This is a genomic window from Polaribacter irgensii 23-P (genome assembly GCF_000153225.1).
In the GTDB taxonomy this organism is placed as follows: Bacteria; Bacteroidota; Bacteroidia; order Flavobacteriales; family Flavobacteriaceae; genus Polaribacter; species Polaribacter irgensii.
Map to the genome: position 1 here is coordinate 496,303 of NZ_CH724148.1, position 16,124 is coordinate 512,426.

Annotated in this window: 23 protein-coding genes; 11 read left to right on the forward strand and 12 right to left on the reverse strand. The window is 35.0% G+C overall.

Features of this window, described 5'->3' with window-relative positions; translation table 11 throughout:
• Window positions 1-6: 6 nt before the first annotated feature.
• From PI23P_RS12925 to PI23P_RS02205, 12 genes are all read right to left on the reverse strand, one after another.
• Window positions 7-621 (reverse strand): SUMF1/EgtB/PvdO family nonheme iron enzyme, encoded by a 615-nt coding sequence (locus PI23P_RS12925; RefSeq protein ID WP_496559456.1) that lies wholly within the window; start codon window positions 619-621, stop codon window positions 7-9.
• Window positions 622-759: 138 nt separating this feature from the next.
• Window positions 760-1,098, reverse strand: coding sequence for an SUMF1/EgtB/PvdO family nonheme iron enzyme (locus tag PI23P_RS12930; protein ID WP_004569078.1), 339 nt, complete (start codon window positions 1,096-1,098; stop codon window positions 760-762).
• A gap of 513 nt (window positions 1,099-1,611) precedes the next feature.
• Window positions 1,612-1,830 carry an alpha-L-rhamnosidase C-terminal domain-containing protein gene (locus tag PI23P_RS02180; protein WP_004569079.1) on the reverse strand — a complete coding sequence of 73 codons (219 nt, stop codon included), beginning with the start codon at window positions 1,828-1,830 and terminating at the stop codon, window positions 1,612-1,614.
• A complete protein-coding gene (locus PI23P_RS02185; RefSeq protein ID WP_004569080.1) occupies window positions 1,818-2,126 on the reverse strand; it encodes a hypothetical protein in 309 nt (102 codons plus the stop codon). The genes PI23P_RS02180 and PI23P_RS02185 overlap by 13 nt, the downstream gene beginning before the upstream one ends.
• Before the next feature lie 117 nt (window positions 2,127-2,243).
• Window positions 2,244-2,393, reverse strand: a complete 150-nt coding sequence (locus tag PI23P_RS12640) for a hypothetical protein (protein WP_004569081.1) — start codon at window positions 2,391-2,393, stop codon at window positions 2,244-2,246.
• On the reverse strand, window positions 2,390-2,575 hold the full coding sequence (locus PI23P_RS12480; RefSeq protein WP_162010144.1) for a hypothetical protein: 186 nt from the start codon (window positions 2,573-2,575) through the stop codon (window positions 2,390-2,392). The genes PI23P_RS12640 and PI23P_RS12480 overlap by 4 nt, the downstream gene beginning before the upstream one ends.
• A 130-nt stretch (window positions 2,576-2,705) precedes the next feature.
• Window positions 2,706-2,957, reverse strand: coding sequence for an alpha-L-rhamnosidase-related protein (locus tag PI23P_RS12880; protein ID WP_367888910.1), 252 nt, complete (start codon window positions 2,955-2,957; stop codon window positions 2,706-2,708).
• A gap of 121 nt (window positions 2,958-3,078) precedes the next feature.
• On the reverse strand, window positions 3,079-3,525 hold the full coding sequence (locus tag PI23P_RS02190; protein WP_004569083.1) for a hypothetical protein: 447 nt from the start codon (window positions 3,523-3,525) through the stop codon (window positions 3,079-3,081).
• Between the two features lie 447 nt (window positions 3,526-3,972).
• The gene (locus tag PI23P_RS12830) at window positions 3,973-4,098 is read right to left on the reverse strand and encodes a hypothetical protein (protein WP_004569084.1); all 126 of its coding nucleotides are present in this window, start codon (window positions 4,096-4,098) and stop codon (window positions 3,973-3,975) included.
• A gap of 279 nt (window positions 4,099-4,377) precedes the next feature.
• On the reverse strand, window positions 4,378-4,698 hold the full coding sequence (locus PI23P_RS02195) for a hypothetical protein (RefSeq protein ID WP_004569085.1): 321 nt from the start codon (window positions 4,696-4,698) through the stop codon (window positions 4,378-4,380).
• 371 nt (window positions 4,699-5,069) lie between these two features.
• Window positions 5,070-5,252: a hypothetical protein gene (locus tag PI23P_RS12485; RefSeq protein ID WP_004569087.1), complete on the reverse strand. Its 183-nt coding sequence runs from the start codon at window positions 5,250-5,252 to the stop codon at window positions 5,070-5,072.
• A 189-nt stretch (window positions 5,253-5,441) separates the two neighbouring features.
• On the reverse strand, window positions 5,442-5,807 hold the full coding sequence (locus PI23P_RS02205; protein ID WP_004569088.1) for a hypothetical protein: 366 nt from the start codon (window positions 5,805-5,807) through the stop codon (window positions 5,442-5,444).
• A 1,027-nt stretch (window positions 5,808-6,834) separates the two neighbouring features.
• On the opposite strand from PI23P_RS02205, the gene PI23P_RS02210 reads away from it, so the two are divergent.
• The 11 genes from PI23P_RS02210 to PI23P_RS02260 all read left to right on the forward strand — a co-directional run bounded on the left by PI23P_RS02210 (window position 6,835) and on the right by PI23P_RS02260 (window position 16,106).
• Window positions 6,835-8,793, forward strand: a complete 1,959-nt coding sequence (locus tag PI23P_RS02210; protein WP_004569089.1) for an ATP-binding response regulator — start codon at window positions 6,835-6,837, stop codon at window positions 8,791-8,793.
• The gene (locus PI23P_RS02215; RefSeq protein ID WP_004569090.1) at window positions 8,786-10,174 is read left to right on the forward strand and encodes a sigma-54-dependent transcriptional regulator; all 1,389 of its coding nucleotides are present in this window, start codon (window positions 8,786-8,788) and stop codon (window positions 10,172-10,174) included. The genes PI23P_RS02210 and PI23P_RS02215 overlap by 8 nt, the downstream gene beginning before the upstream one ends.
• Window positions 10,175-10,420: 246 nt before the next feature.
• Window positions 10,421-10,627 (forward strand): gas vesicle structural protein GvpA, encoded by a 207-nt coding sequence (gene gvpA, locus PI23P_RS02220; protein WP_004569091.1) that lies wholly within the window; start codon window positions 10,421-10,423, stop codon window positions 10,625-10,627.
• Between the two features lie 321 nt (window positions 10,628-10,948).
• The gene (locus PI23P_RS02225) at window positions 10,949-11,425 is read left to right on the forward strand and encodes a hypothetical protein (RefSeq protein WP_238299963.1); all 477 of its coding nucleotides are present in this window, start codon (window positions 10,949-10,951) and stop codon (window positions 11,423-11,425) included.
• 26 nt (window positions 11,426-11,451) lie between these two features.
• On the forward strand, window positions 11,452-12,696 hold the full coding sequence (locus PI23P_RS02230) for a hypothetical protein (RefSeq protein ID WP_004569093.1): 1,245 nt from the start codon (window positions 11,452-11,454) through the stop codon (window positions 12,694-12,696).
• 5 nt (window positions 12,697-12,701) lie between these two features.
• Window positions 12,702-13,013, forward strand: a complete 312-nt coding sequence (locus tag PI23P_RS12645) for a hypothetical protein (RefSeq protein ID WP_202899940.1) — start codon at window positions 12,702-12,704, stop codon at window positions 13,011-13,013.
• A gap of 15 nt (window positions 13,014-13,028) precedes the next feature.
• The gene (gvpN, locus tag PI23P_RS02240) at window positions 13,029-13,940 is read left to right on the forward strand and encodes a gas vesicle protein GvpN (protein WP_004569095.1); all 912 of its coding nucleotides are present in this window, start codon (window positions 13,029-13,031) and stop codon (window positions 13,938-13,940) included.
• A gap of 38 nt (window positions 13,941-13,978) precedes the next feature.
• The gene (locus tag PI23P_RS02245) at window positions 13,979-14,293 is read left to right on the forward strand and encodes a hypothetical protein (protein ID WP_004569096.1); all 315 of its coding nucleotides are present in this window, start codon (window positions 13,979-13,981) and stop codon (window positions 14,291-14,293) included.
• Window positions 14,294-14,308: 15 nt separating this feature from the next.
• Complete coding sequence (locus PI23P_RS02250; RefSeq protein ID WP_004569097.1) at window positions 14,309-14,608, forward strand: gas vesicle protein; 300 nt, start codon at window positions 14,309-14,311, stop codon at window positions 14,606-14,608.
• Window positions 14,609-14,653: 45 nt separating this feature from the next.
• Window positions 14,654-15,166, forward strand: coding sequence for an Hsp20/alpha crystallin family protein (locus PI23P_RS02255; protein ID WP_004569098.1), 513 nt, complete (start codon window positions 14,654-14,656; stop codon window positions 15,164-15,166).
• Window positions 15,167-15,170: 4 nt separating this feature from the next.
• Entirely contained in the window at window positions 15,171-16,106 is a 936-nt protein-coding gene (locus PI23P_RS02260) for an ArsA family ATPase (RefSeq protein WP_004569099.1), read from the forward strand.
• Window positions 16,107-16,124 lie beyond the last annotated feature (18 nt).

Sequence of the window (16,124 nt, forward strand, 5' to 3'; positions counted from 1 at the left end):
ATAAATTTATTTTTTTGAGAGCATTTCTAGTGTTGCAACCGTTCTAAAACCCATATGATCTGAACCAGAATCTGTCGCTACCCCCATTTTTGAAGAAATCCTAAAACTTGAGCAATAAGAGTCATGACATAAAAAAGATCCCCCTTTCATTACGTGCTCTACTTGATATGGATTGCTTAAACTAAAAGACTTCTCCGCACCTTTAGGATTTACCAACAGTTTAGAACCCTCTAATTCTCGATAGTAATTTACATCGAAAAGATCCGCTGTAATCTCCCAAACATTCCCAGCCATATCGTATAACCCAATACTATTTGTTGGATACGATTTTACCGGAGCAATAAACTCAAAACCGTCTTTAGATTCGTTTTTTGTTGGAAAAACACCCTGCCAAGTATTGGATTGTGTATCTAACATTGTGCGATCATTTCCCCAAGTGAAAATGGCATTATCATTTGTTCCTTGCGCAGCCGCCTCCCATTCCGCCTCCGTTGGTAAACGTCTGTTTGCCCACCTACAGTAAGCTAGCGCGTCCTCTAAAGCAATATGAACAACAGGAAAGTTATCTTTTCCTTCAATTGTTGTGCTAGGCCCTTCTGGATGTTTCCAATTTGCGCCAATTTTCCAAGCCCACCATTGTTAATAGTTATTCATGTTTACCACTGCATTTATCTTTTTATTAAAAATCAAACTTCCAGGTTGTAAAATAGAATCATGTGGTCTTTGAATATTTTCAGGAAGCTGCTTTTTTATTTCTTCCTAATCAATATTTCGTTCGGCCACAGTAATATATTCTGTTGCCGCTACAAATTCGTTATACTGCTTGTTTGTCACTTCAGTAATATCAATATAAAAACCGTCAACCATCACGTCATGGACCGGTTTTTCCCTTGGCATCGCAAAATTATCTGAGTCTTTAGCGCCTTGCAAAAAAGTATTACTTTCTACCCAAATCATCCCATAAGGTAACTTTGATTCTATCGTATTCTTTGTTTTAGCCCTTTTAAAGTCTGCCTTCTTACAACTATAAAAGAGTACAAACACGAAAAGAATAAGTGGTAAAGGACTAAAAACTATTTTTTTATTTTTATCAGACATCTTTATTTTTAAAAGATTAAAAATATAATTGTTTTTTGGAGATATTTATTTGAAATTAATCTCCTGTTTTAAGCTTTGCATTCTCAAGTTCCTGCGAAGTCTTAACAGTAATAGTAAAATAAATTCAAACCTGTTAGGAGGTCTAAAAAGCTGTTACCTGGAAACGCACAATATCAAAATTATAAAAAAAGTTCCCTTTGATGGGTTTGGGTATATGACCACTCTATTAACTTCTTGTTTTGAGTTCACACCACCAAGAGTCTCATTTCTTGCTAATGTCACTATCTATAATTTATTCTCCAGTACATTCGACATTACTTAGCTTATTATAACTAAATACTAAACAATGGAATCATTGTCATTCCTGCAACACCTGCAACTGCATTCCTAATAAATTTAAGCATGACCGTTTTCGCTTTTACAAATAGCTATTTATTTTCCTTCAATCTTATAATTACCACCTTTAAAGGTGTACAATTTATACCATCCCTCTTTTTCTTGAGAGCTCACTTTTTATCCATTCATTGTAACTATATTCTGTTTGATTGGAATATATAAGACGGCTTCACTTCCACCTGGCACACTTAGTTCGATATCCATTCCTGACTTGATTTTTGTGATTTTTACAGCTACTTTCCCTGCGATGGTTTCATTGCTAGTTTCTGCAAATTCCAGACCTCCTAAATCAGGTTTTACCCTAAATTTCTTCCAAGCCGGTTCTAGAGGATACAATCCACAAACATATTGTACAAGAATAGTAAAACCACCACCACTCCATACATGGTTTGTAGAACCTCCGCTGTATCCATCTCTACCATCACCCCACCTTCAAAAAGGGTAGAGTGCATCTTGTTGTACGCCATAGGTTGAAAACGCTTTTTTAATCTTTCTGAACCATATTCCGATTCTCCCATTAAGAACAGAGCTTCACACACATACTTTTCCACGAAAGGACTGGCATATTGTTGTGGTTTTAGCGGTTTATAAATGGCTTTATAATTATCGGCATCTGCTAATTCTGCTACCACAGCAAGGGCTTGTTCTCAGTCATCAATATCGTCTTTGTAATTGTAAGATCTGTATTCCTCTCCTTTCCAAAACTTAGTATTGAATGCTATTTTGAAGTAACTCATAGTTGTTTCTGCTTAAGTCACTTGCGCCTGTTTACCTTTTAATTCAGACGTGTTTTTATAGCCTTTCAATGCCAAATAATACCATTCTATCATCAACAAATCTTTGTCTACATTAGTTCCCCAATCACCCCAATACCAACCTTTGCTATCCGCACCGGTCATTCTTTTACCAAGACTTCATTTTTATCTAGCTTCCAGACATTTAGATAGCACTTTACACCGTCGTACACCTTGGCAATAGTTTCTTTATAACCTGTATTTGTGTAGTAATTCCAAAAACCGTATTCACCGATACTTGCCAACATTTGTCCAAGTAGTTCTCTACCCAAGTTTCGAGCTGGCACGGGAGAAAATGGTACCGTCTTCTCGTTGCCAATTCATGAGTTCCAAGATTCCTTTTTGAGTAAGAAAACAACTTTCAGGATATAAAACGTAAAAAGATTCGACATTTTCGATGACCTTATCTCCCCACCACTACGTGCGTTCTCTGTTAGGGCAATCTATGCAGGTATCACGCATAGTAGCGTATAAAGTACGTTCTGCTTTTATCCACAATCTTTTATAAAAATCATCGCTACAATCAAAGCTTCCAGTAAATTCACTGGCATAACCAGTCTCCCTATATTGTAAATCCAAGACTTTAATTCCTTTAGGCAGGACGTAATACACTTCCTGGCAATTTATCCAACCCAAATTCTCGTGTGCTTGTACTCCCTTACGAGCCACATACTCACCTCGTACATTTTAGGTAATACCTCCTTCCTAATGATTAGTCAGGAGTGTTATTTCTTCACCTCCTTTGGCTTCTATTTTAAAATAGGCGGTTATTTGTGCATTATATGGTAATTTAAACAATTGTATCTCCTGTGCTTTTAAAAGGAAATGGCCTCTCATTTTCATATTTCTTCATTCCAAAATTTTTCCACTGTGGAATAGTGCGTTTCACGAGCTTATTCGAAGGTGCAACTGGAGGCTTGCCTAGTGATCGGGAGCCTCTCCATCCTTTAGTTTTTGCTTCCGCTTTAGTAAAATCAAAATTTCCTAAACCGGCATCATAACGAAGGCTTGACTCTGGTAATCTGAAATTGGGTAAGAGTAAACCAACCCTGCCGAGCTCCCTTCGGATGGAGGATTTCCAGAAAATATCCGTAAGCAACTCAAAAACAGACACCTTGCAATCGAAGATCAACGCAGCCTTACCACTGCTGTTGTGAGAGAAGCCGTCTTTCCCGAAGTACCATACTAAAATGAAAATATCATTATCACCGGTTTTTAAATAGGGTGTAATATCCACCTCGTCTTAATAAGTATCAGCTGATGAAGGACCTCGTTTGAGTTGTCCTTCAAAGACGGCCAATTCTCCGTTTATCCACATCCAGTATTTGGAGTCGCAGGAAATCTTAGCTAAAGCCACACTTGGTACTTCTACAACTTTAGATGTTTTGTTATAAGCTGTCCAGTTATTTGTTCCGTTTTGTTGCTCAAATGCTGATATCCATTGGGCTTTCCAATTTATAGTCGAATTGCCATTATTATTCTAATAGTTGCTAAATAAAAAATGAATAGAAACGCTGTCAAAGTTGCTCTCTGTTTAGAGAAGTGTTTCTTCATTTTCACCTTGTTGTTTTTATTATTCATAATTTAATTTTTTTGTATAAATAAGATTATGAGATGGTACTAACTCTATCCTTTTGCTGTTGGTTAAAGACAAAATATTAATTCTATTTTCATGGTTACTGCACTAATCAATACTAAATGGATTTAATCCCATTTTAAACTTATCAAAATCGTTGATACCATTGTTATTCAAGTCTGTATCAAATTTATTCTCGACACCGTCTCCATCTGCATCGACTTCGATTTCCAAAGCATCGGCAAGACCAACATTGTCGCTGTCCCGTGTAATCTAGCTCTTTTGAAAGGCATTACCAGAGAACTCAATGATTTCAGTATTGTTAAGTTGGAACAACCCTTTTTCTTAGGTTTTCTATTACTATGTGCAAATTTATTGCAATCATGCCTACCCCGTTGAAGTTCTTAACTTGAAGAGCCCATATTCCATCAGAAAGATTAAGCAAACAATTCTTTACAATAAGCTAAGGTATTTACAACTAGTTGTAATTTTTGGAAAGACAGGTAGTAACCTTTAATCTAAATTGAATAAATCTACAAAAGCTACATTATCAAAAATAACGCGTTGCGATGGAGGCCCTTCAATTCCGCAGCTTCTTAATACCTGATCCAGACCTTTTCCGTTATTAATAATGGCACCATTCCTTGCTGTCGTGTGTTGGTGTGTTAAAATTGCTCGTTGCAGTTGAGTTTCGAACGAGCTGTTCTGAATAATGGCTTCATTTTCTGCTTGCAAATAAATCCGCGTGCCTACCTTCAGGTTTTTAATGTCTTTGTCTAAAGTAAGCCAGCCCCTGCGATGGTTGATATGTTCAAAATCTATAATCACCGCCATAGATAACTCCTTATTTTCTTCTGCATCAAAACCATAACCTTTTTGACAATGCCAAGATTAGTGTTATTATTAGTATCCATTTGGGCCCTTATTTTGCTTTTTGAGGCTACTTCTTCCACTTTACCAGCTGACATTTTGATATGGATAGCATCATCCAGGGTACCTTCGATATGACAATTCGCAATAAGTGGTTGACTTTCATTTCCTTTTAGAGGAATTCCATCACTATAACTGGCCAATACTCGCCCGGATCGTCAGGTAATTATCAAACCTCGAATGACCAAATCTAAGGTACTTCTAGCATTTACCGTCATTTTGGGTGACGCAAAGGAAATGACGTTTTCAATGGTAATTTTGTCCAAATGATTCACTTAAATATTGGAATAGTTTGCTATATAATGCTCTCCAAATTCGGAAGATTTTAACGCTAAATTATATACACCCTCCATGGCTAGTGGCCATTCTTTCATTCCAAAATAATCACTGGTACTTGCCCTATTCTCAAAGTGCACCCGGTAAGTTACCGCATGCGTATTATCCCCAAAATCCTTCACCCCTGATATCCGAGAATGTCCCTGGGGGAACTTTAAGCTTTCGTCAGTAATGGTGCTGTTGTCAAAAACCCGGACATCCGTTCTACAGCTATCATCTCTGACAAAAGGTTGGGGGTAAACATCATCAACCTGAAATTCAAGATACCCATTTGAATTATCAATTTTTGCAACTCTGCTTTGTGTAAAAGGCTATAGAGAATAGTCAATTTGGAAATCTCGTATGGTAACATTTTTTGAACAATTGAGTTCAAAAGGTCCGCGATAAGGATCAACCAATGACAAGCAGTTATCCTCTTCTACTATTAAGTTGTTGACATGTTCCATAAACAGGCCTCTCGCCAGGTGATTTTCTTGCTTCCCTATATAATAGGTAGCATCTTTCTGAAAAACAATTTTCGCCAGACGATTAAGCGCCAGAGCTTTTTCAAATAATTTCCTGAGTTCATGGCCATCGTCGGTTTTTCCATCTCCAAATACTCCGAAGCCTTCAATATTTAATATTAGTTGAGGTTTCTTTGTTGTTTTTTTTGTTTGTACCGAAGAAATCAGGGTCAACACTTTAATTTTTTGGATGATTAATATGTGTTGTTTCCTTTTATTACTTCCTTTAAATTTTTATCAAATCCTTCTTTGAGACTTTTAACAAAAAAATAGGCAAGAATACGGGTTGTTAATCTTGGTATTCATTGCCTACTTCAAAACTAACTTAACTAGCTGTTTTTTATAATATCATCTATATTAATATCTAGAGTTTGGTCAAGCTTTCCTTACATTAACTTGATTTGCAGGATCCATCCAAACAGGTTTTTTTTCTTAAACATTTATATTAAAACACTTTTAATAATCAAGATTTTCGAACAAGAAAAGCCTAACATCTCTGGAAAGCTTTTTTGGACCCCGACTAACACGAGCGCAAACTTTTTAAAGCATATAAAAAACGGTTATTAGATATTGTTCCAAAATAAAATTGTGAAAAATTTCAAAGAAAAAAACTCGTAACCTGTTAAATTGAAATTTCTACTATTGGCGCTTGCACACAATAGCTCTAACAGTTTCGTTAAAATTTTAAAGGAATTTTTAACATCTAATGAAGAGAAATAAATAAAACTTCTCTTTTATCCTCATGTGATAACTAGTTTACTTTTGTCTGACGTTACACAATAAATCCAAGAAAAAACTGCTCTAAATTATCAATCAAAAGTAAAAGGCTTGAGGCTAAACGGAATAAATATTACTTTTAAAAATAGTGAGTTTATGGCATCTAACTAAGGATAGAAAAGAATCCCTAATTCATAATATTTTATTAAATAATTATGCTGTTTTGCAAAATATGAAAACGTATATTCGCAGTGCTATGGTGTTATTTTAAATTATATAGTGACTAACACTAGATAATGTTTTATTAATAAAGACGGGTATATTCGTCATTAGATTCTTTCCTACGAAAAGTTTAAAGAAATATTAGAACAAAAAATTAAAAAGGTCACTTCGCAAACAAGCCCCTTCAACAGCAACAAATAAGCCTTTTAAACAAGTTTTAATAGGATTTTTTTACACTCAATTCCTGTGCCCCATGGATAATATGAAATCAGAAATAAAACCAAACATCCTTATCGTAGATGACGATGCTACTAGTTTATCCTTACTTGAAACTATATTAAAAGAACTAGATGTAGTTATCATAAAGGCTTTATCAGGGCATGAAGCTTTGTCCAAAATAGAAGATCAAGAAATTGCATTAACATTACTTGATGTAAATATGCCGGATATGAATGGGATTGAACTTGCTGAAATTATCCAGAATGATGAAAATAGAGAAAAAGTTCCAATTATTTTTATTACGTCCCATGTTAAAAAGGACCTTGAGTTAGAAAAATGTTATAAATCAGGTGCAGTCGATTTTATACTTAAACCGGTAGTGAAATTTATTCTATTAAGCAAAGTAAAACTTTTCTTGGAGTTGTACCGACAAAAGAAGCAAATTCTTAAAGATTACATAGAGTTAGAAAAAACAAAACATGATAAGGTTTTACTTGCACAAGTAGAGAAAGCCTCACATACTGGTAGTTGGCGCCAAAATATTAATTCTGGACATATTCGTTGGTCTGATGAAATGTATAAAATATTTGACCTTGATGAAAACTTAAATAACGAAAATTTGTTGGATGTATTTATTAATGCAATCCATCCTTATGATAAAAATAGAATCGAAAAAATACTAGCAAAAAATATTACTGGTGCTATTTTTCGAGTAATGAACTACAGAATTGTTCGAGGTGATGGCAGTATTAGATCTGTGCATGCGCTGTGGGGGCGTGAATATAGCGACTCAGGTCAATTAATAGCGCAATTTGGATTTCTACAAGATATTACAGAGCAAAAGATAGCTGAAAATACAATTAAAGAGTCAGAAAAAATGTATCGTACTTTGCTGAATGCCTCACCAGAGGGTATTTTTATTATGGACCTGAAAGGACGTATTACAGAAATTTCAGATATTATTCTCGAAATCTTTGGGGCTGGTGATAAAAGTGAATTTATAGGGGTCCCTTTTTTTAATTTTATTCCTAGTACTGAAGTACAAAAAATGAAAGAGATCTTGAGCAATGCAAAATCAGAAGGGTTAATTCAAAATATCGAATTTATCCTAACTCGTAAAAATCAGTCTCAGTTTATCTGTGAACTAAGTATCACACTTATTCAAGAAGCTGATGGAAGACCTGACGCCTACATGGCCATTATCCGAGATATTTCTCAACGAAAGAAAATCGAACAGCAACTAAACAGATCAGAACGTATGGCTAGTCTTGGGGAAATGGCATCAGGTATGGCCCATGAAATTAACCAACCTTTGCTTTCCATTACTTTAGGTATTGAAAACCTATTTATGAAGATAGAGAATTTAAAGGCGGTGGATGAGAGCTACTTTAATAAAAAATCTGAAAAAATATTTGAAGATATTTTAAGAATAGGAAGAATCATTGACCACGTTAGAGCATTTTCACGAGATCATGACGAATATATTTCTACCTCCTTTGACATCAATGAAAGTATTAATAATGCTATTTCCATGATTTCAGAGCAATTCAAACATCACGGAATTACTTTGGATCTCCAACTTGATAATAATATCCCCTCTATCATTGGAAACACCTACAGGTTTGAACAGGTGATTCTTAACTTGCTGACAAATGCAAAAGACACCTTGCAAGAAACAAAAAAAACTTCCAAGTCAGATTTTAAAAAAACAATCGTTATCCGAACTTATCATGACGATTATTCAAATTTTATAGAAGTTAAAGATAACGGAAACGGAATTAAACCTGAAGTTATCGAACGAATTATGCTTCCTTTTTACACCACAAAAAGTGCAAGTAAAGGAACTGGACTTGGTCTGTCTATTTCATTCGGAATTATTAAAGAGCTAAAAGGAAGTATCGATGTTGAAAGCAATCCTGAATCGGGAACTACCTTTAAAATAAGTGTTCCTATTCCAGAAATTAAAGATAATATTAAAATCACTACCCACAAAAATGAATAAACTAACTGTTCTTGTTCTTGATGATGAAAAACGCTTTACTGAAGAATTAACTGAATTCCTTGAGAATTCGGGTTTTCAAACTTTTGAAGCAAATTCGGCGGCTCAGGGATTGTCGCTTCTCAAAAAACAATCCATTGATTTGTTGATTTTGGATGTTCGGTTGCCTGGTGTAAATGGATTGGATATTCTAAAAAAAGTAAAAGTAAAATACCCCAACATGGAGGTAATTATTGTTTCAGCACATGGAGATATGGACACGGTGATTAAAGCTATGCGCTCAGGTGCCATTGACTATTTACGCAAGCCATTTCGCCATATCGATATCCGAATCGCAATTGAGCGCACCGAAAAATTTCTATTTCTGCAACGCAAAGTAAAGCAAATGGAAGAAAAAAACTCATTGATTTCTAAAAATCTAGAGGACCGGATTGAGCGTCATTTTATTGGAATAAGCCCTCAAATAAAAGAAGTATTAGACATGGCAATGACTGCCTCAAAATTTCCGGATACCAACGTTCTCATAACAGGAGAAAGTGGAACTGGAAAAGAAAATATTGCGAGAATCATTCACTTTGCCAGCAAAAGAAAAGATAATATGTTTTGTGCAGTAAACAGCAGCGCAGTAACCGATTCGCTTATGGAAAGCGAGTTCTTCGGACATAAAAAAGGCTCCTTCACTGGCGCTTTAACCGATAAAAAAGGTTTTTTTGAAACGAGTGACGAAGGCACTTTATTTCTAGATGAAATTGCAGATATGCCTATGAATTTACAGGCAACAATGTTAAGAGCTATCGAAGAAAAGAAAATCACAAGAGTTGGAGAAACACAACCTATTGCAACCGATTTTCGAATTATTTCTGCCACCAACCATATCTTAGATGATTTGGTCGAAGAAAAAAGATTCCGATTAGATCTTGTTCACCGTCTTAATACATTGCATATACATCTACCAACCTTAAGAGAAAGACCAGAAGACATTAAACCACTCCTCCTTTATTTCGCCGAAGACTTCTCTAGGAAACTTAACAAGCCAAGCCCCATTATTGATGAAGAAGTTTTTCAAACATTAAAATCTTATCCTTTTCCAGGAAATGTAAGAGAACTGAAAAACATAACCGAACGTGCAATTATCCTCAGCAAAGGAAATACACTTGGGGCGAAAGATTTTCCAGTGAAAATAAAAATCAAATCAACACAACCTGAAAAGGGCACAAACTTGAATTTAGAAAAAAATGAAGCTAAACTGATACAACTTGCATTGAATAACTGTAATAATAATCAAATTGCTGCAGCTAATGCATTGGGTATTCAACGAATGGCACTTGCAAGAAAAATACAAAAATATAAAATAAGTCTTACAAATAAGGAAGGTCAAAAATGAGCATAGTGCTCATTTTTGAGCATATTTACACCCTCAAAAACAGAAGTAAATTGCACTTTTTTTTTAATATATATATATTTATTAGTGCTAACTCACTACCACAGTGATGTTCATAATTATATTTGAAAATAAGCAAGATTTGTATAGTTTTTTGGCATACTAATTGGATATAGGGAATCATTGATGAGGAAGGCCGTCACTCATAACAAAGCACGGTTTAAAATTAATAGTTAAATAATTATCATTATGGCAGTAGAAAAAACAGTAGGATCGTCAAGTTTAGTAGAAGTAGTTGACCGTATTCTTGACAAAGGAGTAGTTGTAGATGCGTATGTACGTGTATCTTTAGTTGGTATCGAACTAGTTGCTATCGAAGCAAGAATAGTTGTAGCATCTGTTGAGACTTACTTAAAGTATGCAGAAGCAATTGGATTAACCGCTAAAGCTGCATAAGCAGTAAAAGTGAGTAATTAAGTTAAAGAGTTCTCTTGCCAACCGTCCTTTATTTGTTCGCAAAGAAAAGCATGATTCGCCAAGCAGCTCTTAATTTAATTTAAAAATGCTATTTAAAAGAATTACCTCGAGCTAGAGCATCGGAGAATTAAGTCCTAAATTGATGACACATAAATACTTATATCTTACATGAGAACCGATAACAAAAACCACTCTACCGATTTTATAGAGACCCTACTTACAAGTTTTGAGGAACGGATACAAAAAATAGAAACTACTTTTAGTTCTTCCGAATCCCTTATCGAATCATCCAAAGCTTTATTGGTTGATTTCCAACAGTCCCTTAAGAGACTTAAAAAAGAAAGAAAGACATTAAATAACAAACTTCGAGAAAATCTTGCAAAAATAGGTTCATTGCGCAAAAATGATTACGATAGCATGATGGGCGAACTTTTTCAACTACTTGAAGAAAAAGAAAAAGAAGCTGAAGATGAATTTCACCACTATATAGAATATCAAAAGACAATGGTTAATCTATTGCGTCAAGGTGTTCTTCAAATAAAAAATATTGGACAGAACGATAACAAAAAAAATGTTGAAATTTTTAAATTAGAATTAGAAACTATTTTAAAAGTACAGCAAGAAAAGAAAGAATACGCGATTATTAAATTTTTAGAACTTCAAGAGATACATAAAAAAATCACTCATAGTTTTAACGAATTAATTAATCAAGATACCCATGTGTTTTGCAAAGATCTTAAAAATGTAAAAAAACACTTATTAGAAGAAATTAAATAACTTAAAACCTTTTAAAACTAAACGTTATGAGTATAGCAGAACAAATGAAAAATCTTAGTGATGATATCCTATCATCGTATAAACAAAGAGCAGCAGAATTTCAACAAAGACTAAAAGACAATGCTGAAATTAATAAATCAGTCCAAGAAACACTTGACGGTTTCCGGAAAGACCACATAGAAACAGCTACTTCTTTGCGCGCGAATGCAGATAGTTTACGTGCAAATTTAGCACAGGGACAAAAAGAACGATTGAATTCGTTCAAACAAATGATGAGCGGCATCCATGGGTCTATTTCTCAGATTCAAAATGAGGTGAATGAAATTAAGACTTCTACAACCAGTATGCTTAGCAATTTTTCAGCTGACCAGGATACGGCAGCGGCGAAACTTCACAAAGAACTAGCTCAAAACCAAACTAACCGTTCAAATTGGAATAGCGCACGCTTAAAGGATTTTGGCGATTTCATGTTCAGTACGAATAAAAAAATCAATGATATCAGAGAAGAGGTGAAAGATATTTTTGGTTTTACCGATAAATTATTGAAACAATTTTCAGACGACCGAACTGAAATGACTGCTAGCATGAGAACCGATCTAAAGGCAAATCTCACAGAAAGAGTTGAATACACTAAAAACATGCTTGGGCAATTTACCAAAAGCCTTGTAGAAACTAGAGAGGAGAATCAGAAAATGGCAAAAGCTTTGCAGCTTGACTTAAAAAAATCAAGCAAGGACCTTTCAAATAGCGATGCAAAACGTTTGGCGGATTTTGAAATCACATTTACTGGAATACAGAATAGAGTTCATGAAATTCAAACATATGTTAATACATTTTTGACTGAATTTTCTACAGATAGAAAAGAAGCAGTACATACATGGAGTAAATTAGCAGAGGCAATAGCCCGTTTAGGAGAAATACCCGTTCACGAAATAAAAAAGACCGCAGTTAAAGCGGTAAAACCAGAAGTAAAAAAGGTTGAAGTAAAGCAAGAAATTATCGTTGAAAAAGTAATTGTTTCAGAGGCTGACTCGAAAACAGCAGCGCCAATAGTAAACGACGTAAAAGTTGAGCCATCTAAAAAAGAGCTTACGCTAGAGGAAAAAGTTTTGAAGTATTTGAACTCACATAGAAAAGGAGTTAAAGTTTCTGATATGGAAAAGCCTTTTGGCGAAACGAGGATGAAAATAGGTTTTGTTAGTAAAAAATTACTTGACGAAGGAAAGGTTAGAAAAGTAGAAAATCTTTATTATCCGTTAACTAAAAAATAACGGAAATGAGCACAAAAATAGAATGTACTTATTGCAGTGGACAAGGAAAAGACCCTTTTCAATTGCTTTCAGATATCTCGAAGTGCCAAGTCTGCAGCGGATTGGCAGTGGTGGAAATAAATGCACCTTTTAGGCCCTGTGTTTTTTGTGCGGGTACAGGTAAGAATCCTTTAGGAGCTAGAGTTCCTTGCATCGTTTGTAAGGGAAAAGGGAATAATTCAATTACTAGTGAAGTAGTTTGTGCAAAATGTATTGGAACTGGTAGGGCAGTCGATGGACTTCCTTGTACAAGTTGTAAGGGAATAGCATATAAATAATAAAAGACGTAAAACATGAGTAAAGAAAGTAACGCAGTATTAGCACCAGAACCACAAGTTGATTTTGTTGAGACTCCATATATTGCCGACATTACAAACCGAGCACAAACGTATATCAAAGCAGGGTTTCCAGTACATTTAAGAGGGCCTTCGGGAACAGGGAAGACAACAATTGCCTTGCATCTAGCAAGTAAGCTTGGAAGACCTGTTGTAATGATACACGGGGATGCAGAATTTAAAACTTCGGACCTTGTAGGTGCCGAAAGTGGATATAAGATTAAAAAAGTAGATGATCGTTTTATACACACCGTGCATAAGTATGAGGAAGATTATTCTAAACAATGGCAAAGTAATCGACTTACTTTAGCTGTTCAAAATGGCTTTACTCTAGTTTACGACGAATTCACACGATCACGCCCGGAAGCCAATAATATATTGTTACCTATTTTACAGGAACGTATGATGACCACACAGTCCTCGAAGGGTGGAGAAACGTATATCAAAGCACATCCCGATTTTTGTGCAATTTTTACTTCAAATCCTGAGGAATATGCTGGTGTTAACAGAACACAGGATGCACTTCGTGACAGAATGGTAACCATAGACATAGATCATTTCGATTATGAAACAGAATTACAAATTGTTATGGCAAAATCACAGCTTTTTCAGGAAGACTCTGAAAAAATCGTAAAAATCGTGAGAGGATTGCGAGAATCTGGAAAAACCGAATTTGATCCAACTATAAGGGGTTCCATTATGATTGCAAAAACAATGGCCACGCTAGAAACAACACCTAGTGAAAGTAAAGAGTTGTTTTCAACAATTTGCCAGGATATTCTGTCTTCAGAAACCAGTCGTATCGGTTCCAAAACGAATCAAGACAGAGTAAGAGTCATTGTAAAAGATCTAATCGAACAATATTATTAATATTGAATTGCTAATAATTTAAAAAAAAACCATACATTATGAAAGGTTCAACTTCATTAAAAGGTATCCGCAGTATTAAATCGATGCAAAGTATTAAAAAAGATGCTGAGGATACTGGAGATAGTCCCGATTTTTTAAAGCTTTATTTACTTGAAATGGAACGTATGCGACTGCAAAAAGAGAAGAAACGCATTCTATCAAAAATGGAGCCCATAAATGCAAGGTTAAAAGAAATATCAAAATATTATGCAGCTTCTCTCGGGAGTCAAATAAATAAGGGCTCAGATAAAAATTTAGATACAGCTCAAGAAGAGCAGAAACCTCAATGGGAAACTGTTAGAATTAATTATTAAAAATAAGCATTATTTATGCCAGAAAATATTTCCCATTCCGTTAATTCCACCAACCTAGCAGATATTCTCGAAAGGGTCCTAGATAAAGGAATTGTAATCGCTGGGGACATCAAAATACAAATTGCTGATATTGACTTACTTACAATAAAAATTCGTCTCTTAGTGGCGTCAGTAGATAAAGCAAAAGAGATTGGAATTAATTGGTGGCAAGAGGACACTTTTTTGTCTTCTACAGCTCATGAAAGTGAATTAAAATTGCAAAATAAAGAGCTACTGGAACGAATAGAGAAACTGGAAGCAGCTAACAAAAGTTAAAAACTTCCTAATGAAAGCATTCAATTAAATTTAAAATAAGAAATTATGGAGGATAAAAAAAACGAGAATGATTCGAGTTTTGATATGCTGGGATTAGGAGGCATATTTAAAGGGTTTGAAAAATTAGTGGATCTTGCTGGGAAACTTCAGGATCAAAATGAAATAAACAAAGAAGGAGAGATTAACCTTGATCAGCTTAAAAAAGGTATGAAAGGCGTTTACGGCTTCACCATCAAATCTGCAGCCGCAGGAGGAAAACCAAGTGTTGAAACCTTTGGGAATATAAAAAAAACACCTGAAGGTCCGAAAGTGGAAGCGGAACGTGAGCCAATGACAGACCTGTTTGATGAAAAAGATGAAATCGTTATCATTGCTGAAATGCCTGGTATAGAGGAAAGTGATGTGATGATTGATTTAAAGGGAGACATGCTTGACATCTCAGCAGAAAGAAATACTCGAAAATATCGCAAAGAGCTATTACTTCCCTTAAAAGTAGCTCAGGAAAAAATGAAAGTTAAATACAATAATGGCATACTTGAAATTAGAATAAAAAAATAGAAAGATGGCACTCTCAGGTTTAGATAATACTAATCTTAAACTAATCCTTGTTGGAGGAAAAGGTGGAGTAGGTAAAACCAGCTGCGCAACCTCAATCGGCCTTGAGTTATCAAAAACTCATAAAACTCTGATCATTTCTACAGACCCAGCGCACTCCATTTCGGACTGTCTGGGGCAAAAAACAAGAAATGGAATTCATTTTATTGATGGTGATGAAAACCTTGCAGTAACCGAAATATTTGCAGAACAGGTGTATGCCGACTTTAAAGATAAACACGAAGAGGAATTAAGAGGTCTTTTCGAAACTTCAACCAAGCTTGATTCTGAAGATATAGATGATTTACTAAAATTATCTATTCCTGGAATTGATGAAGTAATGAGTTTAATGACTATTATTGATATTATTGAAAAAGGTGAATTTGACAAATATGTCGTAGATACAGCGCCAACTGGGCACGCATTGCGCATGATTTCTTCTCCAAAAGTATTAGATGAATGGATTAAGGTAGCAGCAAGAATGAGGTGGAAATACCGCTATATGGTAACCAGTTTTTCAGGTACTTACACAGAAGACAAAACAGATGCATTGCTTCTTAACCTTAAAAAGACCGTGAAAAAAATTGAGCGCTTGTTTCGTGATGTTAGTCAATGCGAATTCATTCCCGTGTGTATTCCTGAATCGATGGCAGTTTTGGAAACCAACCGTTTAATTGCGAGTCTTGATAGCTCTAATCTATCGGTTCGGCAAATGATTGTGAACAATGTATTGCAATCTGAAGGTTGTAGTTTTTGTAGGGAACGGCAAAAAGAGCAGCAAAAATACCTCTTGCAGATTAGTGAAACCTATCCGAAACTAAACAGGGTCATCATGCCGCTATTTGCTAGTGAAATTAAAGGTTTCGAAAAATTGAATCAAATGAGAAAGTTGCTCTTTAAGTAGAAAAAATAAATATGTAAT